The sequence below is a fragment of the Streptomyces sp. CWNU-52B genome (assembly GCF_047444975.1).
Taxonomy (GTDB): domain Bacteria; phylum Actinomycetota; class Actinomycetes; order Streptomycetales; family Streptomycetaceae; genus Streptomyces.
Window position 1 is genome coordinate 118,811 of record NZ_JBLFJV010000011.1, and the last position, 24,585, is coordinate 143,395.

The 24,585-nt window shown below is 72.1% G+C and carries 21 protein-coding genes; 15 read left to right on the forward strand and 6 right to left on the reverse strand.

Annotated elements, in window-relative coordinates; genetic code table 11:
* Positions 1-49: 49 nt before the first annotated feature.
* Positions 50-688 (reverse strand): FMN-dependent NADH-azoreductase, encoded by a 639-nt coding sequence (locus ACLVWQ_RS13655; RefSeq protein WP_414109050.1) that lies wholly within the window; start codon positions 686-688, stop codon positions 50-52.
* Between the two features lie 166 nt (positions 689-854).
* Between ACLVWQ_RS13655 and ACLVWQ_RS13660 the strand changes: the two genes are divergently transcribed.
* A complete protein-coding gene (locus ACLVWQ_RS13660; protein WP_414108782.1) occupies positions 855-1,316 on the forward strand; it encodes a winged helix-turn-helix transcriptional regulator in 462 nt (153 codons plus the stop codon).
* Positions 1,317-1,396: 80 nt separating this feature from the next.
* Here ACLVWQ_RS13660 and ACLVWQ_RS13665 read toward each other — a convergent pair whose 3' ends face one another.
* The gene (locus ACLVWQ_RS13665) at positions 1,397-2,107 is read right to left on the reverse strand and encodes a GntR family transcriptional regulator (RefSeq protein WP_414108784.1); all 711 of its coding nucleotides are present in this window, start codon (positions 2,105-2,107) and stop codon (positions 1,397-1,399) included.
* A 153-nt stretch (positions 2,108-2,260) separates the two neighbouring features.
* Between ACLVWQ_RS13665 and manD the strand changes: the two genes are divergently transcribed.
* From manD to ACLVWQ_RS13695, 6 genes are all read left to right on the forward strand, one after another.
* Positions 2,261-3,469 carry a D-mannonate dehydratase ManD gene (gene manD / locus ACLVWQ_RS13670; protein ID WP_414108785.1) on the forward strand — a complete coding sequence of 403 codons (1,209 nt, stop codon included), beginning with the start codon at positions 2,261-2,263 and terminating at the stop codon, positions 3,467-3,469.
* A complete protein-coding gene (locus ACLVWQ_RS13675; protein ID WP_414108787.1) occupies positions 3,466-4,971 on the forward strand; it encodes a mannitol dehydrogenase family protein in 1,506 nt (501 codons plus the stop codon). The genes manD and ACLVWQ_RS13675 overlap by 4 nt, the downstream gene beginning before the upstream one ends.
* 137 nt (positions 4,972-5,108) lie before the next feature.
* Entirely contained in the window at positions 5,109-6,503 is a 1,395-nt protein-coding gene (locus tag ACLVWQ_RS13680; RefSeq protein ID WP_414108788.1) for an MFS transporter, read from the forward strand.
* On the forward strand, positions 6,500-7,588 hold the full coding sequence (locus ACLVWQ_RS13685; RefSeq protein WP_414108789.1) for an L-idonate 5-dehydrogenase: 1,089 nt from the start codon (positions 6,500-6,502) through the stop codon (positions 7,586-7,588). The genes ACLVWQ_RS13680 and ACLVWQ_RS13685 overlap by 4 nt, the downstream gene beginning before the upstream one ends.
* A gap of 135 nt (positions 7,589-7,723) precedes the next feature.
* The gene (locus ACLVWQ_RS13690; protein WP_414108790.1) at positions 7,724-8,773 is read left to right on the forward strand and encodes a sugar kinase; all 1,050 of its coding nucleotides are present in this window, start codon (positions 7,724-7,726) and stop codon (positions 8,771-8,773) included.
* A 206-nt stretch (positions 8,774-8,979) separates the two neighbouring features.
* A complete protein-coding gene (locus ACLVWQ_RS13695) occupies positions 8,980-9,795 on the forward strand; it encodes an SAM-dependent methyltransferase (RefSeq protein ID WP_414108791.1) in 816 nt (271 codons plus the stop codon).
* 45 nt (positions 9,796-9,840) lie between these two features.
* Here ACLVWQ_RS13695 and ACLVWQ_RS13700 read toward each other — a convergent pair whose 3' ends face one another.
* Together ACLVWQ_RS13700 and ACLVWQ_RS13705 are read right to left on the reverse strand one after the other, a co-directional pair.
* Positions 9,841-10,746, reverse strand: coding sequence for a helix-turn-helix domain-containing protein (locus ACLVWQ_RS13700; protein ID WP_414108792.1), 906 nt, complete (start codon positions 10,744-10,746; stop codon positions 9,841-9,843).
* Between the two features lie 179 nt (positions 10,747-10,925).
* Positions 10,926-11,933, reverse strand: coding sequence for a PaaX family transcriptional regulator C-terminal domain-containing protein (locus ACLVWQ_RS13705; protein WP_414108794.1), 1,008 nt, complete (start codon positions 11,931-11,933; stop codon positions 10,926-10,928).
* A gap of 136 nt (positions 11,934-12,069) precedes the next feature.
* Between ACLVWQ_RS13705 and ACLVWQ_RS13710 the strand changes: the two genes are divergently transcribed.
* The 8 genes from ACLVWQ_RS13710 to ACLVWQ_RS13745 all read left to right on the forward strand — a co-directional run bounded on the left by ACLVWQ_RS13710 (position 12,070) and on the right by ACLVWQ_RS13745 (position 21,110).
* Entirely contained in the window at positions 12,070-12,993 is a 924-nt protein-coding gene (locus ACLVWQ_RS13710; protein ID WP_414108795.1) for a transporter substrate-binding domain-containing protein, read from the forward strand.
* A 3-nt stretch (positions 12,994-12,996) separates the two neighbouring features.
* Positions 12,997-13,950, forward strand: a complete 954-nt coding sequence (locus tag ACLVWQ_RS13715) for an amino acid ABC transporter permease (RefSeq protein WP_414108796.1) — start codon at positions 12,997-12,999, stop codon at positions 13,948-13,950.
* Positions 13,947-14,747 carry an amino acid ABC transporter ATP-binding protein gene (locus tag ACLVWQ_RS13720; protein ID WP_414108798.1) on the forward strand — a complete coding sequence of 267 codons (801 nt, stop codon included), beginning with the start codon at positions 13,947-13,949 and terminating at the stop codon, positions 14,745-14,747. The genes ACLVWQ_RS13715 and ACLVWQ_RS13720 overlap by 4 nt, the downstream gene beginning before the upstream one ends.
* On the forward strand, positions 14,744-15,886 hold the full coding sequence (locus ACLVWQ_RS13725; protein WP_414108800.1) for a CapA family protein: 1,143 nt from the start codon (positions 14,744-14,746) through the stop codon (positions 15,884-15,886). The genes ACLVWQ_RS13720 and ACLVWQ_RS13725 overlap by 4 nt, the downstream gene beginning before the upstream one ends.
* Positions 15,883-17,121, forward strand: a complete 1,239-nt coding sequence (locus tag ACLVWQ_RS13730; RefSeq protein ID WP_414108802.1) for a CaiB/BaiF CoA transferase family protein — start codon at positions 15,883-15,885, stop codon at positions 17,119-17,121. The genes ACLVWQ_RS13725 and ACLVWQ_RS13730 overlap by 4 nt, the downstream gene beginning before the upstream one ends.
* Before the next feature lie 71 nt (positions 17,122-17,192).
* Positions 17,193-18,317 carry a 2-hydroxyacyl-CoA dehydratase gene (locus tag ACLVWQ_RS13735; protein ID WP_414108803.1) on the forward strand — a complete coding sequence of 375 codons (1,125 nt, stop codon included), beginning with the start codon at positions 17,193-17,195 and terminating at the stop codon, positions 18,315-18,317.
* Positions 18,314-19,564, forward strand: coding sequence for a 2-hydroxyacyl-CoA dehydratase (locus ACLVWQ_RS13740; RefSeq protein ID WP_414108804.1), 1,251 nt, complete (start codon positions 18,314-18,316; stop codon positions 19,562-19,564). Before ACLVWQ_RS13735 ends, ACLVWQ_RS13740 begins: the two co-directional genes overlap by 4 nt.
* Positions 19,565-19,604: 40 nt before the next feature.
* Positions 19,605-21,110: an MDR family MFS transporter gene (locus tag ACLVWQ_RS13745; RefSeq protein ID WP_414108805.1), complete on the forward strand. Its 1,506-nt coding sequence runs from the start codon at positions 19,605-19,607 to the stop codon at positions 21,108-21,110.
* A 21-nt stretch (positions 21,111-21,131) separates the two neighbouring features.
* Here the strand turns inward: ACLVWQ_RS13745 and ACLVWQ_RS13750 are convergent, their stop codons facing one another.
* Together ACLVWQ_RS13750 and ACLVWQ_RS13755 are read right to left on the reverse strand one after the other, a co-directional pair.
* Positions 21,132-22,532, reverse strand: coding sequence for a hypothetical protein (locus ACLVWQ_RS13750; protein WP_414108807.1), 1,401 nt, complete (start codon positions 22,530-22,532; stop codon positions 21,132-21,134).
* 74 nt (positions 22,533-22,606) lie between these two features.
* Positions 22,607-24,439, reverse strand: coding sequence for a CocE/NonD family hydrolase (locus ACLVWQ_RS13755; protein WP_414108809.1), 1,833 nt, complete (start codon positions 24,437-24,439; stop codon positions 22,607-22,609).
* Between the last annotated feature and the right edge of the window lie 146 nt (positions 24,440-24,585).

Here is a 24,585-nt window from a genome sequence, read left to right on the forward strand (position 1 = left end):
GTGGTGGTGGTTGACGGAGCGTGGGGCGCGGACGGCCCGGTCGACGGCGTCAGGCGGCTCGCCGTGCGCCGAAGGCCGTGGCGAGGGCGCGGGCCTTGTCGTGAGCGGCCGTCATGGACGCCTCGTGCAAGGGGAGGAGAGGGGCCAGGGCCGGAGCGGTCGGGGCCATGGTCAACTCGGGTGTCACGGTGGTGACGTCCAGGCCGAGGACATGGCCCAGCACGGCTTCCAGGGTGGGCACCACGTGGTCGAAGCCCTCCTTGGGAGTGCCGGGCCCGTAGCCGCCGCCCCGGGCCGAGATCACCAGGGCAGGGCGGCCCGCGGTGGGGGAAGCGCCGGTGAGGTTCAGGGTGCGTTCGCTGATGATGATCTGGTCCAGCCACGCCTTGAACACCGAGGGCATCGACAGGTTGTACATCGGCACCGTGAACAGGTACGCGCCGGCCCCGAGGAACTCCTCGATCAGCTCGTCCTGGAGGGCTGCGGCCTCGGCCTGCTCGGGGGTGTGCCGGTCGGGGGCGGTGGCTCGGGCGGTGATGCCCGCCGCCGTCAGATGGGGCACCGGGCGGGCGGCGAGGTCGCGGTGGACGACGGGGCCCTGCCACTGGTCGCGGAAGGACCGGGCGACCTGACGGGAGACGGAGGCCTCGCCGAGCGAGGAGGAGTCGATGTGCAGCAGGTACGACATTGCGGCAGCGCCTTTCGAGGAGTACGAGACGGGTGAGTGGGTGATCTCGGGCCAGACCGCTACCTTCACGGCCTGACCTCCAATTCCTCTTATTTGTTCGTAGCGCCATGATGCGCCAGTATGAAAGGCGTTACAAAAGGCACTTCGGTGTGCGCGACGGAGAGGAATGGGTGCCATGCAGGACGGCGCAGGTACGGACATGGCGGCGGCGATCGGGCCGTGCGCGGGCATTCCTGCCGGTCACATGGCTTTCATCCGGCAGATCCTCGACCGGGTCGGCGACAAGTGGAGCATGCTGATCGTCGCCGTCCTGGAGGACGGCCCGCTGCGGTACACCGAACTGCAGCGCCAGATCCCCGGCATCTCCCAGCGCATGCTCACCCACACCCTGCACCAGCTGCGGGAGGACGGTCTGCTCACACGGACCGCCTACGCCGAGGTGCCGCCACGAGTGGAGTACGCCCTCGCCCCGCTCGGTCGCGGCCTGCACGAGATCGTCATGCAGCTGATCGGCTGGGCCGCCGACCATCACGACGAGATCCGTGTCAACCGCGACAGCGCGGGCGCCGCCGCCTCGTCCCGGTCGCGAGCCGGAACCGGAGCCACCGAGGCTGCGGCGAAGCGGTGAACGGGGCCCAGGTCACGAACCGCGACCCGTCCTGACCGCCGAGCCGGAGGCGGGCACGCGGACCGGAATCTGAAGTGCTGTCACTCCCAGACCACGATGTTGCGCCGCACCGGCACCGACGACGCGTCCGCGGCGAACAGTTCGGGTGAGTGCGCGCGGATGCGCTCGATGTCGTCGAAGACGGCTCGCAGGTGTGTACGCATGGCCGCGCGGGCGAGCGGCACGTCCCCGGCCACGATCGCGTCGAAGATCTCGCGGTGCTGGGCGACGAAGACGGCCGGGGACACGTTCTCGTGGAGGCCGAGACGGCGGGCCCGGTCCAGGTGGCTCTTGGCGGCGGCGACCGTCGTCCAGACGTTCCCGTGTCCGCTGAGCCGCATCAGGCCCTGGTGGAACGCCTCGTCCAGATCGAAGAACTCCTCCAGGCCGAGGTCCGCGTGCCGCTGCCGGTCCAGGTTGTCCCGCAGTTCCCCGACGACCGCGGGGTCGATCTCCGCGGGCAGGTCGTCCAGTGAGGCGAGTTCCACCGCCTCCCGCAGGAACTGCGCGTCGGCGACCTGCGCCGGATCGACCCGGGACACGAACGACCCGATCTTGGGAAAGACCTGCACCAGGCCCTCCTGGGCCAGCAGGATCAGGCTCTCCCGCACCGGCGTGCGGCTGACGCCCATCGACGCGGCGAGTTCGTTCTCCGAGAGGGCGGCGCCCGGAGCGAGTTCGAGGGTCAGGACCATCTGGCGCAGTTTCAGATAGATGTCGCGCCGGTTCGTCCGCCCGTTCGTTTGAGCCATGGGCACATCGTACGTAGAACCGCGGCACAAGTATTGCCGTACTGCGCGACAAGTGCTTGTATACAAGTGCTTCGCGACCGGAGCGGGGTGCCGTGGGGTCCGCTGAGCGCCAGGAAGTGCCCGAGAGGCAACGAGGAACACCGAGGAGTGCCTGTGAGCAGGATCGAAAGTGTCGAGGTCTTCGTCGCCTCGCCCGGCCGTACTTTCGTCACGCTGCGGATCACCACCACGGACGGAGTGACCGGCCTCGGCGACGCCACGCTCAACGGCCGGGAACTGGCCGTCGCGAGCTATCTGCGCGATCACGTGGTCCCGCTGCTGATCGGCCGTGACCCGTCCCGTATCGAGGACATGTGGCAGTACCTCTACAAGGGTGCCTACTGGCGGCGCGGGCCCGTCACGATGACCGCGATCGCCGCCGTCGACACCGCCCTGTGGGACATCCTCGGCAAGACGGCCGGACTGCCCGTGTACCAGCTCCTCGGCGGCCGGTCGCGCACCGGCGTACTGGTCTACTCGCACGCCAGCGGCACCGACGTACCCTCGCTCCTGGACGACGTCGAGCGCTATCTGGAGCTGGGCTACAAGGCCGTACGGGCCCAGGCCGCCGTGCCGGACGTCGGAGGCACGTACGGGGTGCGCAAGGGCAAGGTCTACGAGCCGGCCGCGACCGAGCTGCCCGACGAGCAGCCCTGGGACACCGAGGCCTACCTCGACTTCGCGCCCAGGTATCTGGAAGCGGTGCGGGAACGCTTCGGCTTCGGCTTCCACCTCCTGCACGACGTGCACCACCGGCTCACCCCGAACGAGGCCGCCCGGTTCGGCAGGAGCGTCGAGGCCTCCCGGCTGTTCTGGATGGAGGACCCGACCCCGGCCGAGAACCAGGAGTCCTTCCGACTGATCCGCCGGCACACCACGACCCCGATCGCGGTCGGCGAGGTGATGAACTCGATCTGGGACGTCCAGCACCTCATCACCGAACAGCTCATCGACTACGTCCGCACCACCGTCGTCCACGCGGGCGGCATCACACACCTGCGCCGGATCTTCGACCTCGCCGCGCTCCACCAGGTACGGACCGGATCCCACGGCGCCACCGACCTCTCGCCCGTCAGCATGGCCGCCGCCGTGCACCTGGACATCGCCGTGCCGAACTTCGGCATCCAGGAGCACATGGGCCACCCCGACGAGACCGCCGAGGTGTTCCGTACGGGGGTGACGTTCGCCGACGGCATGCTGTACCCCTCCGACGCGCCGGGCCTCGGCGTCGAGTACGACGAGAAGGCCGCCGAGCGCTACCCCTACCAGCGGCGCTACCTCCCCGTCGCACGCCGTCTCGACGGCACCGTGCACGACTGGTGAGCGCCGACGAACTCCTCGGCCGCGCGGTCCTCCCGCGACTCGCGCCCGAGCAGCGGCCCGCCGTCGACCCGGCCGGACTGCGCACCCGCGTCGTCCACTTCGGCCTCGGCGCCTTCCACCGGGCGCACCAGGCCGTGTACACCGAGCACGCTGCCGCCCGCTCCGGCGAGCCCTGGGGCATCACCGCGGTCGCGCCCCGCTCGGCCGCCACCGTGCGCGCCCTGCGGAACCAGGACTGCCTGTACTCGCTCACCGAACGCCGCCCCGACGGACACCTCACCCGCGTCGTGGGCTCGGTCGTCGGCGCGCTGGCCATAGGCCCCGACGCCGAGGCCGTCGACGCCCTGCTCACCGACCCGGAGGTGACGGTGGTGACCCTGACCGTGACGGAGAAGGGCCATCACCGTTCCCCCGCGACCGGCGGACTCGACCTCACGGCCGGGCCCGTCGCCGCGGACCTCGCGGCCGGACCCGACGGGCCGCTCACCACGGTGGTGGGGCGGCTGGCCGCCGGACTGGCCGCCCGGATGCGGGCGGGCGCGCCCCCGGTCGACGTCGTGTCGTGCGACAACATGGCGGACAACGGCGCCGCGCTGGCCCGGGTGGTCCGCGACTTCGTCCGCGCGTCGTCCTGGCCGGACCGCACACGGATCCTGGACCTGATGGCCGGGGCCGTCGCGTTCCCCGCCACGGTCGTGGACCGGATCGTGCCCGCGACCGGTGAGGCCGACCGGGTGGCCGCCGGCGCCGCACTCGGCGTACGCGACGCGCTCCCCGTGACGGGCGAACCGTACCGCCAGTGGGTGCTGGAGGACTCCTTCGTCGCGCCCCGGCCGCCCTGGGAGCTGGACGGCGCCCTGTTCGTCCCGGACGTCGCGCCCTACCAGCTCACCAAACTGCGGCTGCTGAACGGTTCGCACTCCGCGCTGGCCCACCTCGGTACGGCCGCCGGGCTCGGCACGATCGCCGAGGCCATGACGGCGGACTGGGGCGAGCGTCTCGTACGGGCCCTGTGCGCGGAGGTGTCTCCGACGCTCCCCGCGGGCGGCCCCGACCCGGCCGCGTACGCCGACGACCTCGTCGTACGCTTCCGCAACCCCGCCATGCGCCACCTGCTGCGCCAGATCGGCTCCGACGGATCGCTGAAGGTCACCGAGCGCTGGCTGCCGGCCCTGCGCGAACTGCGCGCCCGCGGCGCGAGCACCCCGGTGCTCGAACTCGCCCTCGCCGCCTGGGCGCACGGCACCCGCCCGCGCGACGCGTCCACGGCCGAGGCGTCCGAGACCGCCTCGTCCACGGTCGGCGCGTTCGCCGCCGGCGCGCCCTGCGACCCCGCCGCCGAGGCGCTCGCCGCCTGCTGGGGGTCCGCCACCCGCCCCGCCGAGACGGTACGCGCGCTGCTGCGCGTCCTGGGCGCGCCGGATCTGGCGGACGACGACGCCCTCACCGCCGCCGTCGCGGACCGGCTCCCCGCACTGCGCGCCGGACGCGTCGAGATCTGACCTGGGATCCGAGCGCGCGACCGAGCGCGTGACCGACCCGCGGATCCGCTCGCCCCCGCTCTCCACCCTGCCCCAGGTGTCCGAACGCCGCCCCCCGTCCCCAACAGCTCTCCCGGTTCCGAACAACGGAGTTCACGATGAAGGACAGCGTCATAGCCGCTCAGCAGACGCCTTCCGCCCAGCGCAGTACCCGCGATCTGACCCGCGCCGCCGTCTCGGGCTGGCTCGGCACGGCCATGGAGTTCATGGACTTCCAGCTCTACTCGCTGGCCGCCGCGATCGTCTTCAACAAGATCTTCTTCCCTGATGTCAGCCCGGCGATCGGGCTGATCGCCGCCATGGCCACGTACGGCGTCGGATACGTCGCACGGCTCGCCGGGGCCGTCTACTTCGGGCGGATGGGCGACCGGGTCGGCCGCAAGAAGGTCCTCTACATCACCATCCTGCTGATGGGCGCCTCCACCACCCTGATCGGTGCCCTGCCCACCTACGCCACCATCGGCCTCCTCGCGCCGATCCTGCTCGTCGTACTGCGCCTGGTGCAGGGCTTCGGCGCGGGCGCCGAGATCGCCGGGGCCACCGTGATGCTCGCCGAGTACGCGCCCGCCCGCCGGCGCGGTCTGATCTCCTCGCTGGTGTCGCTGGGCACCAACTCCGGGACGCTCGCCGCGTCGGGCCTGTGGGCGATCCTGCTCGGTGTGCTCAGCGAGGACCAACTGCTGTCCTGGGGCTGGCGGCTGCCCTTCCTGCTGAGCTTCCTGCTCATGATCTTCGCGGTCTGGGTGCGGCGCAGCCTCAAGGAGAGCCCGGTCTTCGAGGAGCGTCCCGACGTCGTGGACGGTGTGGCGCTGGCCCGCGACGAGGTCGAGTCCGTGATCGCCACGGCCGACGAGCACGAGGGCGGTGTCCTGGCGGCGGGGATCCGGCAGCGCAAGGGCAAGGCGTTCTTCCTCGCGCTGGGACTGCGCTTCGGCCAGGCGGGCAACTCCGGCCTGATGCAGACGTTCCTCGTCGGCTACATCGCCACCAACCTGGCGGTCGGCCGCTCCGTGCCGACGGACGCGATCGTGTACGGCTCACTGGCGGGCTTCGCCACGGTGCCGCTGGTCGGCCTGCTGGGCGACCGCTTCGGACGCCGCTCGGTCTACCTCGCCCTCTCCGCCCTGACCGTCGTCCTCGCCTTCCCGGTGATGCTCCTCATCACCTCCGGCTCGACGCCGGGCGTGATGATCGGCATGGTCCTCGGCCTGAACGTCGGAGTCCTCGGGCTGTTCTCGCTGGAAAGCGTCACGATGGCCGAACTCTTCGGCTCCCGCACCCGGTTCACCCAGCTCGCGCTCGCCAAGGAGATCGGCGGGATCCTCGCCACCGCGATCGGCCCGGTCCTCGCGGCCACGCTCACGGCCGTCACCGACAGCTGGTGGCCCATCGCCGCCATGCTCATCGTCTACTCGCTCATCACCCTCGTCAGCGCGTACCTCGCGCCCGAGACCCGCGGACGCGACCTGGTCCGACTGGAGGACGCCGTATGAAGACCACCACCGAGCCGGGCCCCGGGCCCGTGGCCGGCGCGGACCCCCGGATGCGGGCGGTCGTGGTGCACGGTCCCGACGACGTACGGATCGACGAGCGGGCCCGGCCCTCGCCCGGCGCGGACGAGGTGCTGCTGGCCGTGGAGTGGGGCGGGATCTGCGGATCCGACATCGCGTACTGGAAGAAGGGGGCGTCCGGTACCGCCTCGCTCGCGCACCCGCTGGTACTGGGACACGAGTTCGCGGGCCGGATCGCCGAACTGGGCGACCGGGTCACGGGGCTGCGCGTCGGGCAGGCGGTCACCGTCCACCCGGCCAGGCCGGTGGGCGACGGCGTCCTTCCCGAGCGGATCGCCGGCCGGACGAACCTCTACCCGCGCGTGCGCTACTTCGGCTCGGCGGCCTTCGACCCGCACACCGACGGCGGGTTCAGCGAGTACCGGACGGTCCACGCGGCCCAGATCCGGCCGCTGCCCGCCGGCGTCACCACCGAACAGGGCGCACTCGCCGAGCCGTTGGCCGTCGCGCTGCACGCCGTCGGCCGGGTGCCCGACCTGCGCGGCCGTACGGTCCTGGTCAACGGCTGCGGACCGATCGGATCCCTGGTCGTCGCGGCGGCCGGGTACCGCGGTGCGGGCCGCGTCGTCGCCGCCGACCTGGCGGCGTCCTCGCTCGCCGTCGCCCGCGCCATGGGCGCCGACGAGACGCGCGACCTCGCCGCGGGCGAGGGGCTGCCCGAGGACGTGGACGTGGTCTTCGAGGCGTCCGGCGCCCCGGCCGCGCTCGGTCCTGTGCTGCGGGCCACGGCGCGGGGCGGCACCCTCGTCCAGGTGGGCAACCTGCCCGGTACGGCCGTGCCCGCGGCCCTGGGCGACCTGGTGACCCGGGAGATCACCTGGATCGGGTCGTACCGCTTCGTCGAGGAGATCGACGACGCGCTGCGTGCCCTCGGGGACGGTCTGGACGTGGCCCCGCTGATCACCCACCGCTTCCCGCTGGAACGGGCCGCGCAGGCACTCGCCGTCGCCGCCGATCCGGGCAGCGGGAGCAGCAAGGTGCTGCTGCGGCTCGCCGCCGAGGGGTGACACGGCGCCGCGACGGACGACCCGCCGTCCGAACCGCGCGCCCCGCCCGCCGGGCGAGCGTCCGTGCTGTCCACCCCGTCCGCCCCACGCAGCCCGTACACCCCGTCCAGCCCGTCCACCAGGAGAGTGAGCCCCGTGTCCCTGCCGTCCCCTTCCCGCGCCGTCGACAGCCATGAGCGGGTGGCCGACGTCGTGTGCGTCGGCGAGACGATGGCCGTTCTCAGCCCACCGGACGCCCGCCCGCTCGCCGAGCAGTCGACGCTGAGCATGGCGGTGGGCGGTGCCGAGTCCAACGTCGCCTGCGGGCTGGCCGGACTCGGGCACCGCGCCGCCTGGCTGAGCCGCGTGGGCGACGACCCGTTCGCGCGCCGCATCCTGGCCGAGCTGACCGCGCGCGGCGTGGACGTGAGTGCCGTGGAGACCGACCCGCGGCGCCCGACCGGCGTCTACTTCAAGGACCCGAACCCCGGCCCCGGCCCCGGGGAGGCGTCGGACCCCGGCCGCGGTCATCCTCGTACGCACTACTACCGCGGCGGGTCCGCCGCGTCCGCGATGGGGCCGGACCTGGCCCGGCACCCCCTGCTCCGCAGGGCCCGGATCCTGCATCTGTCGGGTGTCGCCGCGGCCCTGTCCGACAGCTGCGCCCGTCTGCTGGAGACGCTGCTCGCCGGACGGCACGACCGCGGCGCACCGGGTCCGCTCGTCTCCTTCGACGTGAACCACCGTCCCGCGCTCTGGCGGGTCCGCGGCACGGACGCCGCGCGGAGTCTGCTGACGCTCGCCCGCGCCGCGGACATCGTGTTCGTCGGACGGGACGAGGCCGAGGAGGTGTGGGGCACCGCCCGCCCGGACGACATCGCGGAACTGCTCACTCCCGCACCCGTCGTGGTCGTCAAGGACGCCGAGCACGGAGCGACCTCGTACGCCGGGGGCTCGCGGACGTTCGTGCCCTCGCTGCTCACCGAGGTGGTCGAACCGGTCGGCGCGGGTGACGCGTTCGCCGCCGGATACCTGGCCGGTGTGCTGGAGGGCCGCGACGAACGCTCCCGGCTGCGCCTCGGTCATCTGGCGGCCGCCGCGGCACTGCGGACGAGGGACGACGTACCCGCCATGCCGCCGCGCACGGAGACCGACCCCTGTCTCGCCGTGGACGACGACGCGTGGGCCGCCACGGCACGCCGCTGATCCGCGAGGGGCAGGAGAGACACAGCAGAGGCACAGGGGAGGGGACAGGGGAGGGAACGGCGAAGGAATCAAGCCAACGGGTGGCCGAACAGGGCAGATTGGGCACGGAAGATTCACCTGAGCCGAGTCGTGAGGAATAACGTGGGCGCCCACGACTGGTGTTCGACGGTTCGTGGTTCTCACACTACGTACGCACAGGAGCGTCCATGACTGATGAGGCAGAGAACTCCGACCAGGAGACGCTCTCCAGGATCGATACCTCCGTGCCGCAGTCGGCCCGGATCTGGAACTACTGGCTGGGCGGCAAGGACAACTACGAGGTCGACCGGGTGGCCGGCGACGCGTTCCGCGCCGTCTTCCCCGGCATCGAGACCGGAGCGCGTGCCGCCCGGTACTTCCTCGCCCGCGCAGTCCGCCATCTGGCCGCCGAGGAGGGGATCCGGCAGTTCCTGGACATCGGCACCGGACTGCCCAACGTCGACAACACCCATCAGATCGCCCAGCGGGTGGCACCCGAGAGCCGGATCGTCTACGTCGACAACGACCCGCTGGTGCTGGCCCACGCCCGCGCGCTGCTCACCAGTACGACGGAGGGTGTCACCAACTACGTCGACGCCGATCTGCGCGAGCCGAGCGCGATCGTGCGCGAGGCCGCGAAGACGCTGGACTTCGACCAGCCGGTCGCTCTCATGCTGATGGGCATCCTGGGCCACATCGAGGACTATGACGAGGCGCGCTCGATCGTGCGGCAGCTGGTGGACGCCCTGCCGTCCGGCAGCTACCTCGTGCAGTACGACAGCACCGACACCAGCGCGTCCTACGTCGAGGCCATCCAGGGCTACAACGAGGGCGGCTCGATTCCGTACATCCTCCGCAGCCCCGCGCAGCTGGAGCGCTACTTCGACGGTCTGGAACTGCTCGAACCGGGTGTGGCGTCGTGCTCGCGCTGGCGTCCCGACACCGAGGCCCTGGGGCTGCCTGCCGAGGTGCACCAGTACGGCGGTGTGGCCCTCAAGCGCTGAGCCCGTCTGGGCCGGCCGTCGCCCGGCCGGCCCCCGGGCCCGGGCTCAGGTCTCCTGGAGGACGCGGTGGAGGATCGTCGGTGTCTCGTCCGGTGACTCGGCCTCTATCACCAGGCGGTTCATGACATCCCAGTAGCGCTCGATCTCGGCGGGCTTGTCGGGGTAGAGGGCGCCGGCGAGCTGTTCGAGGTAGACCATGTCGGGCAGCTGGCCGCCGGGCAGGCGGAGGATGGTGACCGGACCGCCCTCGGCGGCGTAACCCCCGCTGAGGAACGGGATGATCTGGACGGTGACCTGCGGGAGCCGGCAGATCTCGATGAGATGCCTGAGCTGGGCGCGCATCGTGCCGGCGCCGCCCACCGGGCGACGGAGCGCCGCCTCGTCGATGACGGCCCAGAGCCGGGCGGCCGGCTGCCGGTGCAGGATCCGCTGGCGCGACATCCGCAGCGTGACACGCCGCCCGATCTCCTGCGCGTCGGCGTCCGGGTGGGCGAGGCGGAGGGTGGCGCGCGCGTAGTCCGGGGTCTGCAGGAGGGCGGGAACGCGTTGGACCTCGAAGCAGCGGATGACGCTCGCCGCCTGCTCGGCCCCGAGGTAGATCTGTGTCCAGGAGGGCACCACGTCGCTGTAGTACTGCCACCAGGCAGGGGTGTTGGCCTCTTCGGCCAACGCCAGCAAGGTGGCGCGCTCGGCGTCGTCCGTGACGCCGTAGAGGGTGAGCAGGTCGGTCACGTCACGCAGTTTGAACCCGTGGCGGCCGGCCTCCAGTCGGCTGATCTTGGACCGGGAGGCGCGGATGAGGTGCCCCGCGGCCTCACGGGAGATCTCCTTCCGCTCCCGCAGCGCGCGCAGCCGGGCGCCCAGCACCAGGCGCGGCACCACCGGACCGGCCGAGTGGCCGTCCATGACCCTGGTGTCCGACGGTGAACTCAACGCCTCTGCGGTGCCCATGGGCTATCTCCCTGCGGTGGACGCAACGTGGCGGCTTTCGAACATCGCGCCCGGCCATCCTAGAAGGCGTTCGCAAGACCGCCCGCCCCGGCCCGGTCGCTGCCTGGACGGGACCTGGACGGGACCTGGGCGGGGGGCCTGGTCCGGGCCGCCCCACCGCGCTGTTTGAGCCGTGCGGCTCAGGGCTTCGAGCGGGACACCTCGTCCAGTCTGCGGGCCCGCGCCGCCTGCTCGAACGGGGTGTCACCGTGCGCCCTGCGGTCACCCAGCGAGGCGTACAACTCGGCGATCGCGGTGGAGTCGTGGTGGGAGACCAGCTCGGCGAGCTCCGGTGAGACCGTCGTCAGGATCTGCCGGAACCGGATCTCGGCGAGCGGCCCCAGGCGGTCGTAGATCTGGGCGAAGACCCACTGCGCGCGGGGCCGGTCCCAGTCGGGCGGCAGCAGTTCGGCCGGCAGGTCCGGGTCGGTCTCCGGGAAGCGCCGCCAGGCGACCCGCAGCTCGGTGCGCGTGCGCAGCGCCTGCGCCGGGCTGATGAGACCGGCCTCCAGGTTGTCGAGCACCGACTCGTAGCGCTCGATGAAGCTCCGGTACTCCTTCGTCAGCGTCGTCAGGTCGAAGGCGGACGTCGGGTCGCCCTGCCGGCTCCCGCCGGGCACCGTGGCGCAGCGCAGCACGGTCGCCGTCCCGATGCCGAGTTCCCGCAGCAGTTCCTGCGCGTCCTCGCCGAGGTCACGCGGTGACACCCACACCCCGTCGTAGAGTGCGGCGAATCCCAGCACGCGCAGCCGGGAGCGCAGAGCCGTGCGCAGACCGCGGTCCTGTTCGGGGACGGAGAACGCGACGACCGTCCACTGGCCGTCCCACTCGGGCGCGGTGGCGCCGAACGTCAGCATGCGATGGGTCCGCTCGACGATCACCTCGGAGGTCCGCGCGGGGATGCCGTACGCCGTCGTGCGTCCGCTGCGCGAGGTGTCCAGCAGGCCGCGGGCCACGAGCCGGCGCATGGCCGCCCGTGCGCCGTCCGCCGTCACGTCGAAGTCGGAGAGGAGCCTGACCAGCGCGGTGGCGGGGATGTGCTCGTCGCGCCAGTACCAGAAGTCGCCCAGCAGGGAGGTCAGCAGCAGCTGGGGTTCGGCCCCGTTCTGGGCCCGGGGCAGCTCGGCCTTCGACGGGTCCTTCCCCATGGCACCTCTGTTTCTGGCAGGCCTTCAGGTCGGACTGAAGTATCGCACGACTCTTGTCATAGGCGACACCTCGTGCGACGCTCGGCATCGATACCGACAATGACGCGGATCTCACTTCATGCAAGGGAACGCCTTCATGCGTAACTTTCGAGCCCACCGGCGGTGGCGAACACGTAGCACGCTCACCCTCGCGATGATCTCCGCGCTGGCTCTCGCCGGCTGCGGTGCGTCCGAGGAGGAAGGCACCTCGTCCCCGGCCGTCAGCGCGGTGCCCGCACTGCACGACGCCCTGCCCGAGTCCGTCAAGGACTCCGGTGTCCTGCGCTTCGCGGGGGACTCGCACCCGCCCTTCCGCTCCGTCGGCGCCGACGGTTCCGTGACGGGCATCGACAGGGACCTTCAGGAGGCCCTCGGGCAGGTGCTCGGAGTGCGTACCGAGGTCAAGATCGTGAACAACCTCCCCGCGGCGCTGCAGGGCATGCTCAGCGGGCGCTACCAGGCGTTCAACGGACCGGTGCAGGCCACGGCCGAGCGCGAGCGCCAGTTCGACACCGTCACCTGGATGACCAGCCGCACCTCCTACGTCCTGCCGAAGGCGGCCAAGGGCGAGGTCTCCTCGGCCGCCGACCTCTGCGGCAAGAAGGTCGCCGTGGTCAAGGCGAGCGTCGTGGAGGGCCAGCTGGCCAAGCTGTCCAAGTACTGCGCGGCCCAGGGCAAGAGCCCCGCGAAGTCGATCGGCCTGGACGACACCAACGCCACCCTGCTGGCCGCGCGGTCCGGCCGCGCCGACGCCGCCGGGATGACCCAGGCCGCCGCCATCGACGTGTCCAAGACCCAGTCGGACACGTACGTCTACGTGACGCAGACCGAGGAACAGGGCGCCACCACCGACTACCTCGCCCTGCTCGTGCCCAAGGACAGCGGGCTCGGTCCCGTGGTCCATAAGGCCTTCCAGGAACTCGTCGACAACGGCGAGTACCGGCGCGTCATGGAGCACTGGGGGCTGAAGGACGTGATGGTCGACAAGCCCGTCCTCAACCTCGCCAGTGAAGAGAGCTGAACCGTGGCAGGACCGATCTCCCTCAAGGACAGTCCCGTCGGCGCGCACGCCGACGACGTCGCCCGCGCGACGAAACGCGTGCGGCCCTGGCGCGTGGCCGGCGGCGTGCTGCTCGCCGTCGTGGCCGCGCTGCTCGTCCGCTTCCTGGTGACCAACCCGCGCCTGGAATGGGACGTGGTCGCGGACTACCTCTTCGACCCCTCCGTGCTCTCCGGCCTCGGCACCTCGGTGTGGCTGGCCGTGGCGGCCACCGTCATCGGCGCGGCCGTCGGAGCGCTCCTGGCGGCGGCCCAGCTGTCGGACTTCGCCCCCGTCCGGTGGGCGGCCACCCTCTACATCGGCGTGTTCCGCGGCATCCCGCCGCTCGTACAGCTCATCTTCTGGTTCAACCTCGCCTACCTCCTGCCGCGGATCTCGGTGGGCGTCCCCTTCGGCCCGGAGTTCGTGTCCTGGGACGCCAACGACGTGATCACCCCCGTGACGGCCGCCGTGATCGGCCTGTCCCTGGTGGAGTCGGCCTACATGGCGGAGATCATCCGGGGCGGCCTGCTGGGCGTGGAGCCCGGCCAGCGCGACGCGGCCCGCGCGATGGGCTTCACCCCGGCCCAGACCTTCTTCCGGGTCGTACTGCCCCAGGCCATGCGGGTGATCATCCCGCCGGGCGGCAGCCAGTTCATCAGCGTGCTCAAGGGCACCGCGCTCGTCTCGGTGATCGCCATGGCCGACCTGCTGCACTCGGTCCAGGTCATCTACAACCGCACCTACCAGATCGTCCCGCTGCTCATCGTGGCCTGCCTCTGGTACCTCGCCGTGGTCACCCTCTTCACCGTCGGACAGCGCTGGCTGGAACGGCACTTCTCCCGCGGCCACACCACGAGCGGCCCCAGCACGGGCGGCCGTACCGCGGGCGGCCACGGCCGCCGCCCGAAGAACACCCTGGACGGAGCGTCCGCATGACCGGTGAGCCCGCCCTGCGCGTGCGGGGCATTCGCAAGAACTTCGGAGACCTCGTCGCCCTCGACGGCGTGGACCTCGACGTCGCCGACGGCGAGGTCGTCACGGTCATCGGACCCTCGGGTTCCGGCAAGTCGACCCTGATCCGGTGCGTGCACCAGCTGGAGACGATCGACTCCGGCGCGATCTACCTGGACGACGAACTCCTCGGCTACGAACGGCACCGCGGCGCGCTGCGCCCGTTGAGCGCCCGCCGCGTGGCCGCCCAGCGCAGCCGGATGAGCATGGTGTTCCAGCAGTTCCACCTCATCCCGCACTTCACCGTGCTGCGCAACATCACCGAGGCCCCGGTACGGGTCCACGGCCGCTCCCGGCAGGACGCCGAGGCCCAGGCCCGCGACCTGCTCGGCCGGATCGGGCTCGCCGACCGTGCCGACCACTACCCGCGCCAGCTCTCCGGCGGCCAGCAGCAACGGGTGGCCATCGCCAGAGCCGTCGCGGCCCGGCCCCGCGTCATGCTCTTCGACGAACCCACCAGCGCCCTCGACCCCGAACTGGTCGACGAGGTGCTCGGCGTGATGCGCCAACTGGCCACCGAGGGCATGACCATGGTCGTGGTCACCCACGAGATCGCCTTCGCCCGCGAGGTCGCCGACCGCTGCGTCTTCATGGAGGCCGGCCGCGTCGTGGAGAGCGGGCCGCCCCACACCATGCTCACCGCCCCCGGCACCGCACGCCTGCGTGCCTTCCTGGCCCGGCACCGCGAAAGCACCGAACCCACTCAGGAGCACGCCTCATGATCACTGTCGCCTCGGTCGGGGACCTCATCCTCGACGAGCCCGACCCGGCCTCGTTCCTGGCACCCTCGGCCGCACTGCTGAGAGCGGCCGACGTCACGGTCGGACACGTCGAGGTACCGCACTCGACCACCACCGTCCAGCAGAGCAGCGACGTGCCCGCCCCGCCGGCCGACCCGGCGGCCCTGTCCGCGCTCGCCGACGCCGGCTTCGACATCGTCACACTGGCCGGCAACCACATCTACGACGCCGGTGACGTCGGTGTCGCCGACACCGTCGCGCACGCCCGCCGGGCCGGCCTGCTCCCCGTCGGAGCCGGCGCCGACCTCGACGAGGCCAGGACACCCGCCGTGATCGAGCGCGGCGGACTGCGGATCGGCGTGCTCTCCTACAACTGCGTGGGACCGCGCGAGTCCTGGGCCACCTCCCGCAAGGCGGGCTGCGCCTACGTCCACGTCCTCACCCACTACGAACTCGACCACGCCAGCCCCGGCGGCCCACCGAAGATCTACACCTTCGCCGCCCCGGAGAGCCTGGCCGTCCTCGAAGCGGACGTGGCACGCCTGCGCGAGGAGGCCGACGTCGTCCTCGTCGGACTCCACAAGGGAGTCGGACACACACCGGCGGCCGTCGCGATGTACGAGGGACCGGTGGCACGGGCCGCCATCGACGCCGGAGCCGACGCCGTGTTCGGCCACCACGCCCACATCATGCGCGGCATCGAGACCTACCGCGGCCGGCCGATCTTCCACGGACTCGGCAACTTCGTCACGGTCACCCGCGCCCTGACCCCGGTCGCCAACAGCCGCTCCAGCGCCGAACTGACCGAATGGGCCCGGCGGCGCACGAAGCTCTACGGATTCGCCCCCGACCCCGACATGCCCGCCTACCCCTTCCACCCGGAGAGCCGCAACACGGCGATCGCCTTCTGCCGCTTCGACGGCGAAGGGCTCGTCGAGGCGGGCTTCGAACCCTGCTGGATCGACGACTCGGGCCGCCCGGTGCCCTGCGGCGACACCGACGAGGGCCGACGCGTCGCCGACTACGTCGAAGGCATCACCCGCGCCGCGGGGCTCAACGGCCGGTTCGTCCGCGAGGACGGCCGTGTCCTGATCCAGCTGAACACCGAAAGGGCCTCATGAGCGACCAGCCACTTGCCGGACGGACCGTCATCGACCTGACCACCGCACTCGCGGGGCCCTACGCGACCCTGCTGCTCGCGGGCCTCGGCGCCACGGTCATCAAGGTCGAGAACCCGGCCACCGGCGGAGACTCCTCGCGCAACAACGCGCCCTACGTGGGCGGCGACGGACTGTCGATGAGCCGGCAGGGGCCCGACGACATGTCGGTCTCGATGCTCGCCCGCGGCCGCAACAAACTCAGCGTCACGCTCAACCTCAAGGACAGCCGCTCCCAGCGGGTGTTCGCCGACCTCGTCCGCGACGCCGACATCCTCGTGGAGAACTACAGCCCCGGAGTCACCGGACGCCTCGGCATCGACTACGCCGCCGTGCACGAGCTCAACCCCCGGCTCGTCTACACGTCGATCACCGGGTTCGGCAGCCAGGGCGGACCCGGCTCGGGCAAGGCGATGGACTCCATCATCCAGGCCCTGTCCGGGGTGATGATGACCGCGGGCGAACCGGACGAGAAGCCGGTGCGCTTCGGCCTGCCCGTCGGAGACATGCTCGCCCCGCTGTTCGCGGTCATCGGCACCCTGTCGGCCCTCATGCAGGCCGACCACACCGGCGAGGGCCAGCACGTCGACGTGTCCATGCTCGGCGCGCTCACCTCCCTGGTGGCGTGCGAGCCCTTCGACGCCTTCGAGGCGGTCGGCATGCCGCAGCGGACCGGGGCCATGGTGCCCCGCCTCGCCCCCTTCGGCATCCTGCCGACCGCCGACGGACACCTGGCGCTGTCCGCGCCCACCGACGCCTTCGCGCACGGAGCCCTGCGGGCGATCGGCCGCCCCGACCTCATCGACGACGACCGCTTCCGCACCCGCGACCAGCGAGTCCGCCACGCCGACGAGATCCACCACCTGATACGGGAGTGGACCCGGGCGCGCCCCACCGCGGAGGCGCTGGGTGCCTTCACCGCGGAGGGCGTTCCCGCGGCCGAGGTGCGCGAGCCACGGGAAGCCGTACAGGACCCGCTGGTCCAGCAGCGCGAGGAGGTCGTACCGGTGACCCACCCCACGCACGGCGTCGTCCCCGGTCTCGCCACCACCGGCGTGCCCATCCGGTTCTCCGCCGCGCGGGCCGGCTTCGACCGCCCTGCCCCGGCCCTCGGCGAACACAACGACGTGGTCTACCGGGAGAAGCTCGGCTACAGCGCCGAGGACGTCGCCGAGCTGACCGCCGAGTCGGTGATCTGACCCGGCCTCGCCCGAGTCACGCGCCCGAGCCACCGGCTCCATCGCACCCCGCACCCCCTGGAGGCACCCCCATGTCCGCTGCCCTGGCGCAGCTCACCTCCCACGGCACCGACCGCACCGCGGCCGCCGACGCCTGGAGAGCGCGCGGTCACGGCCGCGTGATCGGGTACGTCGGCGCCGACGTACCCGTGGAGTACATCAGCGCGGCCGGCCTGCTGCCCCTGCGCCTGTCCGGGAACCCGGACGCGCCGAGCACGGCGGGCGACCGGTATCTGGGCACCGGCCTGGACCCCGTGGCGCGCTCGGTCCTCACCCGGATCGTCGGCCGGGAGTACGGCCCGCTGGACGGGATCGTCGTCTCCCGGGACTGCGAGGCGTCCCTGCGGCTGTTCTACGCACTGCGCGAACTGCGGCGCGTCGAGCCGGCCTCGGCTCTGCCACCGGTGCACCTGGTCGACGTGCTGCACCTGCCGCACCGGACGACCACCCGCTATGTACGCGCCAAGCTCGACCAGCTGCGCGCCACCCTGGAGACCTGGGCCGGCCGGCCGATCGCCGACACCGCGCTCAGCGAGGCGACAGCGGCCCACGACCGGCTGCGGGACCTGCTCACCGGCGTCGCCGCCCTGCGCAGAGACCGCCCGGCCCGGCTCACCGGCACCCAGGCGCTGTCCGTGGTGGCCGCGACGACGGCCCTGCCCGTGGAGCGCGCCACCGCACTGCTCGAACAACTCCTCACGGAGGCAGACCGGCTGCCCGAGCACGAGGGGCTGAGGGCGTTCGTCACCGGAAGCTCGCACGACACGGCCCACGTCTACAGCGCGCTGGAGGACCGGGGATTCCTGGTCGTCGGCGAGGACCACGACTGGGGAGACCTGCTGTTCCTGCGCCGGACCGGAGCACCGACCGAGGCCGCGCTCGCCGAGCGCTACCAGTACAACGGCCCCGCCGCGCCCCGGGCGTCGATCCGGGCCCGCGCCGCGCACACGAGCACCGCGGCACACGCCTGCGGCGCGGAGGTCCTCATCGGCTACGCACGCGTGCACGACGACGCCCCGCCCTGGGACCACGCGGCCCAGGAGACGGCGAGCGGCCTGCCGGCCGTGCGGCTGTCCCGGCAGCCCTACGGCGCCCTCGACCAGGAAGCGGCCGACGCGCTCGCGGACCTGCGCCCGCACGCGGAGGCGGCCCGATGAGCGCCCGGCTGACCTCCGCCTCGGCGGCCACCGCCTACCAGCGGCAGTGGTTCGCCGACCTCCAGCGGGAGGTGGCCGACGGCGGGGACCTCGCCCTGGTCAACGCCGACGCCCCGCAGGAGATCTTCCGCACCATGGGCATCCCGTACGTCGTCAACCAGTGGTGGTCCTCGGTCGTCACGGCCAAGCGCCGCGCCCAGGACTACCTCGGCCTGCTCCGCGCACGCGGGCTGCCCGACGACAGCGAGCAGTACAGCTCCATCCCGCTGGCCTCGGCCTTCGACACCGACCCGGGCTCCGCTCCCTGGGGCGGGCTGCCCCGGCCGTCCATCGTGCTCGCCGAGACCACGGGCGACGCCTCCCGCAAGATCTTCGACATCTGGGACACCCAGCCCGGGGTCTCCTTCTACCCGTTGGAGAGCGCCGCCGAGAACGACGTACCCACGCGCTGGTGGGAACTCATGCCGCGGAACTGGGAACAGGCCGTGGGAACCGACCGGCTGGACCTCATGACCGGTGAACTCGAAGGGCTCATCCGGTTCCTGGAGCAGACGACCGGCCGGGTGTTCTCCGAGACCCGCTTCGCCGAGGTCATGGCCCTGGTCAACGAGCAGCAGGAGTGGAACCGCCGCACCCGCGACCTGATCGCACGGGCCCGCCCCTGCCCCCTGCCCGTCAACGACAGCATCCCCAGCGTGATGATCCCGCAGTGGCACCGCGGCACCACCTGGGCACGCGACGCGGCCCGCGCGTTCCACGACGAGGTGGCCGAGCGCGTCTCGGACGGGACGGCGGTCTGCCCCACGGAGAAGGCACGCCTGATGTGGGTCGGCCGGGGGCTCTGGTTCGACCTGGACTTCTACCGGCGCTTCGAGGCCGACCACGGCGCGGTGTTCGTGTGGTCCATGTACCTCGCGATCGCCGCCGACGGCTATCTGCGGTACGGGGACGATCCGCTGCGCGCCCTCGCCGCCCGCTTCGCCGCGTTCTCCGACCAGCTCTACACCCCGCCCTGGTCGGCGGAGTGGTACGTCAAGGAGGCACGTCACCACGGTGTCGACGGCGTCGTGCACCTGGTGTCACAGGACGCGCGGGGCAGCTACTTCACCACGCGCGCGCTGGAGGCCGCCGGCATTCCCGTGCTCGAACTGCACGCCGACAACGTGGACGCGCGCAGCGCCGACCCGGACCACCTCACCCGCACCGTCGGCGACTGGCTCCAGCGGCGTGTCCTGCCGGGTACCTGAACCGGTGTCCGAGCCTGTGCCTGAGCCGGTCCCTGAACCCGTGTCCGAATCCGATCCCGGACCCGCGTCCGGACCGCTGCCCTCCATGCCGGCGGTGCTCTCCGGGGCCCTGGCCGCCCTGTTCGTCGGCTCCCTCACCAACACCGTCGTCGGCATCGCCCTGCCGACGATCGCCGGCGAACTCGGCGGCCAGGACCAGGTGCCCTGGGTGGCGAGCGCCGCCCTGCTCACCATGACCGTGGCGACCCCGCTGTGGGGCAAGGCCGCCGACCGGCGGGGCCCCAGACCCCTGCTGCTCGCCGCGCTCGGGGTGTTCGTGGCCGGCTCCCTGCTGGCCGGCTGCGCTCCCTCGATGAGCGTGCTGCTGGCGGGGCGGGCCGTGCAGGGCGCCGGGACGGGCGGCATCCTCGCGCTCACCAACGCCCTCGTCGCCGGGCTGGTCCCGGCCCGCGAACGCGGCCTGTACACCGGCTGGTTCGGGGTGTCCTTCGGGACCGCCTCGGTCGCGGGACCACTGGTGGGCGGGCTGCTCGTGGGTGCGCCCGGACTGGGCTGGCGCTGGTGCTTCCTCGGGGTGATCCCGGTGGCACTGGCCGCGGCGGCCCTCGTACGGCTCGCGCCGCACCACGTGCCGAAGAGCCCCCGCGGCGGCGTCGACGTGCTCGGTGGCACCCTGCTCGCCGGGGGTGCCTCGGGCCTGGTCGTGCTGCTGTCCGCGGGAGGCAGGGCCTGGCCCTGGGCGTCCTGGCCGACCGCCGCGCTCGGTGCCGGAGTGCTCGTCCTGGCCGCGGCCGGGGTCCGGCACGAGCGGCGCGCGTCCGATCCGATCCTGCCCCCGCGACTGTTCCGGCGACGCAGCTTCACCGTGGCGTGCGCGACCAGTTTCCTGGTCGGCGCGGTCATGTTCGGCGGTGTCATCTACCTCCCGCAGTATCTGCAGGTGGTCCGGGGGCACGGCCCCACCTCGGCGGGGCTCCTGATGCTGCCCCAGGTCGGCACGATGATCGCGGCCTCGGCCCTGTCCGGCTACCTGATCAACAGAACCGGCCGCTGGAAGGTGTTCCCCGTCACCGGCTGCGCCCTGGTGACGGCCGGCGCCGTGCTGCTGTCACCGATCGCGCCGGACACCTCCGTGTGGTGGCTCGCCGGTGCGATGGCCCTGCTGGGAGCCGGCATCGGACTCACCCAGCAGGTGCTGGTGCTGGCCGCGCAGAACTCCGTCGACGCCGGTGACGTGGGGGTGGCCGGGGCGGTGGTCACCTTCAGCCGCACCCTGGGCGGAACGGTCGGCGTGGCCGCGTTCGGCGCGATGATCTCGGGCCGCCTGCGGTCCGGCCTGCCGTCCGGCGAGAACCCGCGTGACCTGCTCGGCACACCGGAACACGTCGCCGAACTGCCGTCCCAGGTGGCCGAGTCGGTCCGGGTCGCCTACACGGCGGGGCTGGCGTCGGTGTTCCTGCTGACGGTGCCCCTGGCGGCGATCGCGCTCACCGCCGTCCTGCTCGTCAGGGAGACCCCGCTCGGCACACGCGGGCGGGGCTCCTGACGAGCCGTGTCCCTGCGAACGTCAGCCGAAATAGGGGCGGTTGAAGACCGGCGGCCGGTAGGACACGTACCGTCCGGGGGCGTCCTGGGCCGACTCGGTGAGCCGGTTCAGACTCCGCGGCGTGGCCGTGTCGGCCCAGCGCCCCGTGGACAGACGCTTCGTCATGACGGTGATGGCGGCGACCTGTTCCTCGGGGGTGAAGGTGCAGTGCCCCACCGTGTCGAGGTAACTCTGCCGCAGCAGCGCCGACTTGCCGGCCTTGCGCGCCGCGAGACCGTAGGACTGCTGCTGGGCCACGGTGGAGATCTGGTCGCCGACCGGGTTGACCGTGAGCACCGGGATCCGCAGGTCACCGTCGAAGACGATGCCCTTCTCCAGGTACTCCACGGCGGACGGCTCGGCCGGGATCCTCGGCGTACGGGCCAGGGTCCGCAGGTCGGCACGGATGTCCAGGCCGGCGCGCGCGTACAACTCCCGTACGGTGCGCCGCTGTTCCGTGCTCGCCGCCGCGAACTGGCGGGAGTAGTCGACCCCGGTGTTCCATGACGGGTTGCCGCCCGCCAGTGTCTCGATGGCACGGCGGCTGCTCATCGCCTGACCGATGTACGGCTGGGCGCCACCGGACAGGGCGAGGTACATCCCCTCCTGGACGGCGTCCGGGTCCGCGGGATCGGGTTTCGGCGTCGCGCCCCCGTCCGGGGCGAGTCCCCAGCCCGGCAGCTGGCCGATCGCCGCGGCCAGCGCGATCCGGGCCCGGCCCCGCGGGGTCGCCTGGGCCTCGGCGAGCGCCGAGGTCCAGTCCTGCGTGGCCTGCCCGGTGTCGGCGGGGATGCCGGTGACCGGGAGCGAACTGCCGTCGAAGAGCAGCGACTTGAGTGTGAAGACGGTGTCGAGCTTCTGGTTCCACTGCCCGACGGCACCGCCGAGGCCGCCGCAGAACGGGACCGCCGCGTCGAAGACCTCGGGGTGGACCTGCGCCGCGCCGGCCGAGACGAAACCGCCCATGGACTTCCCGGAGGCGACGGCCCACCGGGGCCGGCCGACGGCGTCCTCGAACCGTTCGAGGGCGGCGGCCTGGTTGTCGACGGCGGCGGCGATGTTCCAGCCCGTGACGGTACGGGTGGTGCCGCCGACGGCATAACCCCGCTCGGCCAGCCGGCCGGTCAGGGGCTCGTCGGCGGCTCGGCTCGCGAAGTCGAGGTCGACGATCACGATGCCGTTCCAGCGGTCCGGAACGACGAACCGGTACGGCGTGCCGTCGGCCAGTTCACCGCCGGTGCACACCACGCCGTCGGGGGACCCGTCGGGGCAGGGCTGTGTGTCGCGGGCGGTGGCGGAGGCGGTGGCCGGGGCGGCGAGTGCCGCGACCCCGACGACCGCCAGTTGTACGGCGACGGCCCGGCGAAGGCGTCCTGACGACATGGCTGTCCTCTTCTTCGTGTCATGTGTGTTCTTCATGGGGTGGAGCCGGGTGCGGGGTGGCGTTCCGGCGGACCTCATCGCACGACCGGCAGGGTGACGGACGACACCTGGGACGGCGCGCGGTACACGGTGTAGACCGGCGCGGGGCTCACTTCGGTGCGGGCGCTCTCGCGTACGTCGGCCCCGGTGATCGTGATCCGCAGCCGGTGTCCGGCCGACACGGTCCGGGAGAGCGGCAGCATGTCGAAGTCGACGCGCTCCGTCCCGTGGGCGGGCATCGGCTCCGCGTCGCGCGCGTCGCCGCGGTGCCAGGGCGTGCCGAGCACGTCGTACGGCGCCCGCTGGGTGTCGCGCAGCGTCAGACGGAGCCGGCCGTCGGTGAGAATGTGGACGGTACCGTCCGGCGCGACCTCGGAGAGATAGGCGAAGACGTTGCCGTCCGGGACGGTGGACGACATCCGCAGGGACACGACGGGGTGACCGGTCAGTTCCGTGTCCCGCTTCAGCGGCGCGGTGGTGTAGGTCAGCCCCTTGGCGTCCTGCGGGCAGGTCTGTTCCTGATCGAGCGGCTCGGGGCAACCGACCGAGTAGTCGACGGTGTAGTCGTCACTGCCGCCGTGTCCGCGCGGCCGGTCGGGGCCGAGCCGGCCGTCGTTGACCGACTCGACGGTGCCGCTCGTGCCTCCGTCGAGGTAGTAGCGGGTCTGCCGCGCGTGCGGGGCGGGCGGCCACTGTTCCGCGTCGCGCCACTGTCCCGCGGCCCTGAGGTTCCTGGTGCTTGTGGTGCTCTCGGCCGTCCTGGCGGTGTTCGCGTCGTCGGGGAAGTCGTCGGAGGAACCGGTGTAGTAGTGGACCGGCGGCTCTTCCATGATTCCGTTGTCGACGCCCTTGAGCCAGTAGTCGAAGAACCGGTGCCGTTCCGCGACGATGTCGAACCCCTCGCTTCCGCAGTGCGGCCACGGGCCGACCAGCACCTTGTGCGGGTTCGTCAGGCTCGCCGCGCTGACCAGGCTCTCCTTGCGGAAGTCGTCGTCCCAGCCGTCGAAGCTGTAGATGGGGACACCGGAGCGCTCGATGGCCTCCTTGTACGTGGCGACGCTGTACTCCCGCCACGGCTGGGTGTCGACCGAGTCGACATGGCTGTCGCGGTAGGGGGCCGACCGCCACATGTCCCGCAGCGAGGTGTTGGCCTGGTGCCCCTCCACGGCCTGGCGCAGCAGCGCGCCGTCGGGGTCGGCGTCGACCGGGAGGTTCAGCAGGTCCTCCTCGCGGGTGCGGTTGGGGCCGATGCCCCAGTTGGCGCGTATCCCTCCCCGCTGGAAGGCGTCGTACTTGTGGAACGAGTAGTTGCCGGCGAAGACGGCCTTGAGGTGGGGTGCCCCCGTGGTCGCCGCCTGCATCGCGGCGTCTCCCGTGTTGGAACAGCCGAACACCCCGATCTGCCCGTCGCTGAAGGACTGGGCGGCCAGCCACTCGGTGACCTCGTGGGCGTCGTCGGCCTCCGCGCGCGGGTGGTAGCCGGTCATGGTGCCGAACGAGGCTCCGTTGCCGCGCCGGTCGACGAAGGCCACCACATAGCCGTACGCGGTGAGTTCGGCCATGCCGCTGGTGACGCCGCGCAGACCGACCGAACCGTCCGCGGCGCGCGAGGCCCGGCTGAGCTGGTGCTCCCAGACCACGGGGAAGGGCCGGTCGACCGGCCTGCCGTCGATGGCGGGCCGGTACATGTCCACCGCCAGCCGGGTGCCGTCCCGCATGGGCAGGTACTGCGAGGTGCGTACCCACTCGTCGTAGAGAACGGGGGAGTAGCCCGCGTACCGGCCGGGCCGCGACACCCGTTCGCTCGTGGTGGCTGCCGCCGGCGCCACGGACAGGGGCGCCAGGAGGGAGGCCATGAGCGCCGCCATGAGCACCGTGGTCAGGAGCCGCCTCGTCGACGCGAGGGGCCGGCGGATGCCGGAACGGTCGCCGGAAGGAGTGGCTGAGGGAGAACGGGCGGAACGTTTCACAGGCTGACCTCTTCGTCGAGCTTCCTGGAGACCTGTCAGATGTC

Excerpts from the sequence above, each read along its gene's own strand:
- ACLVWQ_RS13655 (WP_414109050.1), bottom strand. The coding sequence starts at position 688 with ATGTCGTACCTGCTGCACATCGACTCCTCCTCGCTCGGCGAGGCCTCC.
- ACLVWQ_RS13660 (WP_414108782.1), top strand. The coding sequence starts at position 855 with ATGGGTGCCATGCAGGACGGCGCAGGTACGGACATGGCGGCGGCGATC.
- ACLVWQ_RS13665 (WP_414108784.1), bottom strand. The coding sequence starts at position 2,107 with ATGGCTCAAACGAACGGGCGGACGAACCGGCGCGACATCTATCTGAAA.
- ACLVWQ_RS13680 (WP_414108788.1), top strand. The coding sequence starts at position 5,109 with ATGAAGGACAGCGTCATAGCCGCTCAGCAGACGCCTTCCGCCCAGCGC.
- ACLVWQ_RS13685 (WP_414108789.1), top strand. The coding sequence starts at position 6,500 with ATGAAGACCACCACCGAGCCGGGCCCCGGGCCCGTGGCCGGCGCGGAC.
- ACLVWQ_RS13695 (WP_414108791.1), top strand. The coding sequence starts at position 8,980 with ATGACTGATGAGGCAGAGAACTCCGACCAGGAGACGCTCTCCAGGATC.
- ACLVWQ_RS13700 (WP_414108792.1), bottom strand. The coding sequence starts at position 10,746 with ATGGGCACCGCAGAGGCGTTGAGTTCACCGTCGGACACCAGGGTCATG.
- ACLVWQ_RS13705 (WP_414108794.1), bottom strand. The coding sequence starts at position 11,933 with ATGGGGAAGGACCCGTCGAAGGCCGAGCTGCCCCGGGCCCAGAACGGG.
- ACLVWQ_RS13710 (WP_414108795.1), top strand. The coding sequence starts at position 12,070 with ATGCGTAACTTTCGAGCCCACCGGCGGTGGCGAACACGTAGCACGCTC.
- ACLVWQ_RS13720 (WP_414108798.1), top strand. The coding sequence starts at position 13,947 with ATGACCGGTGAGCCCGCCCTGCGCGTGCGGGGCATTCGCAAGAACTTC.
- ACLVWQ_RS13725 (WP_414108800.1), top strand. The coding sequence starts at position 14,744 with ATGATCACTGTCGCCTCGGTCGGGGACCTCATCCTCGACGAGCCCGAC.
- ACLVWQ_RS13730 (WP_414108802.1), top strand. The coding sequence starts at position 15,883 with ATGAGCGACCAGCCACTTGCCGGACGGACCGTCATCGACCTGACCACC.
- ACLVWQ_RS13735 (WP_414108803.1), top strand. The coding sequence starts at position 17,193 with ATGTCCGCTGCCCTGGCGCAGCTCACCTCCCACGGCACCGACCGCACC.
- ACLVWQ_RS13740 (WP_414108804.1), top strand. The coding sequence starts at position 18,314 with ATGAGCGCCCGGCTGACCTCCGCCTCGGCGGCCACCGCCTACCAGCGG.
- ACLVWQ_RS13750 (WP_414108807.1), bottom strand. The coding sequence starts at position 22,532 with ATGTCGTCAGGACGCCTTCGCCGGGCCGTCGCCGTACAACTGGCGGTC.
- ACLVWQ_RS13755 (WP_414108809.1), bottom strand. The coding sequence starts at position 24,439 with ATGGCGGCGCTCATGGCCTCCCTCCTGGCGCCCCTGTCCGTGGCGCCG.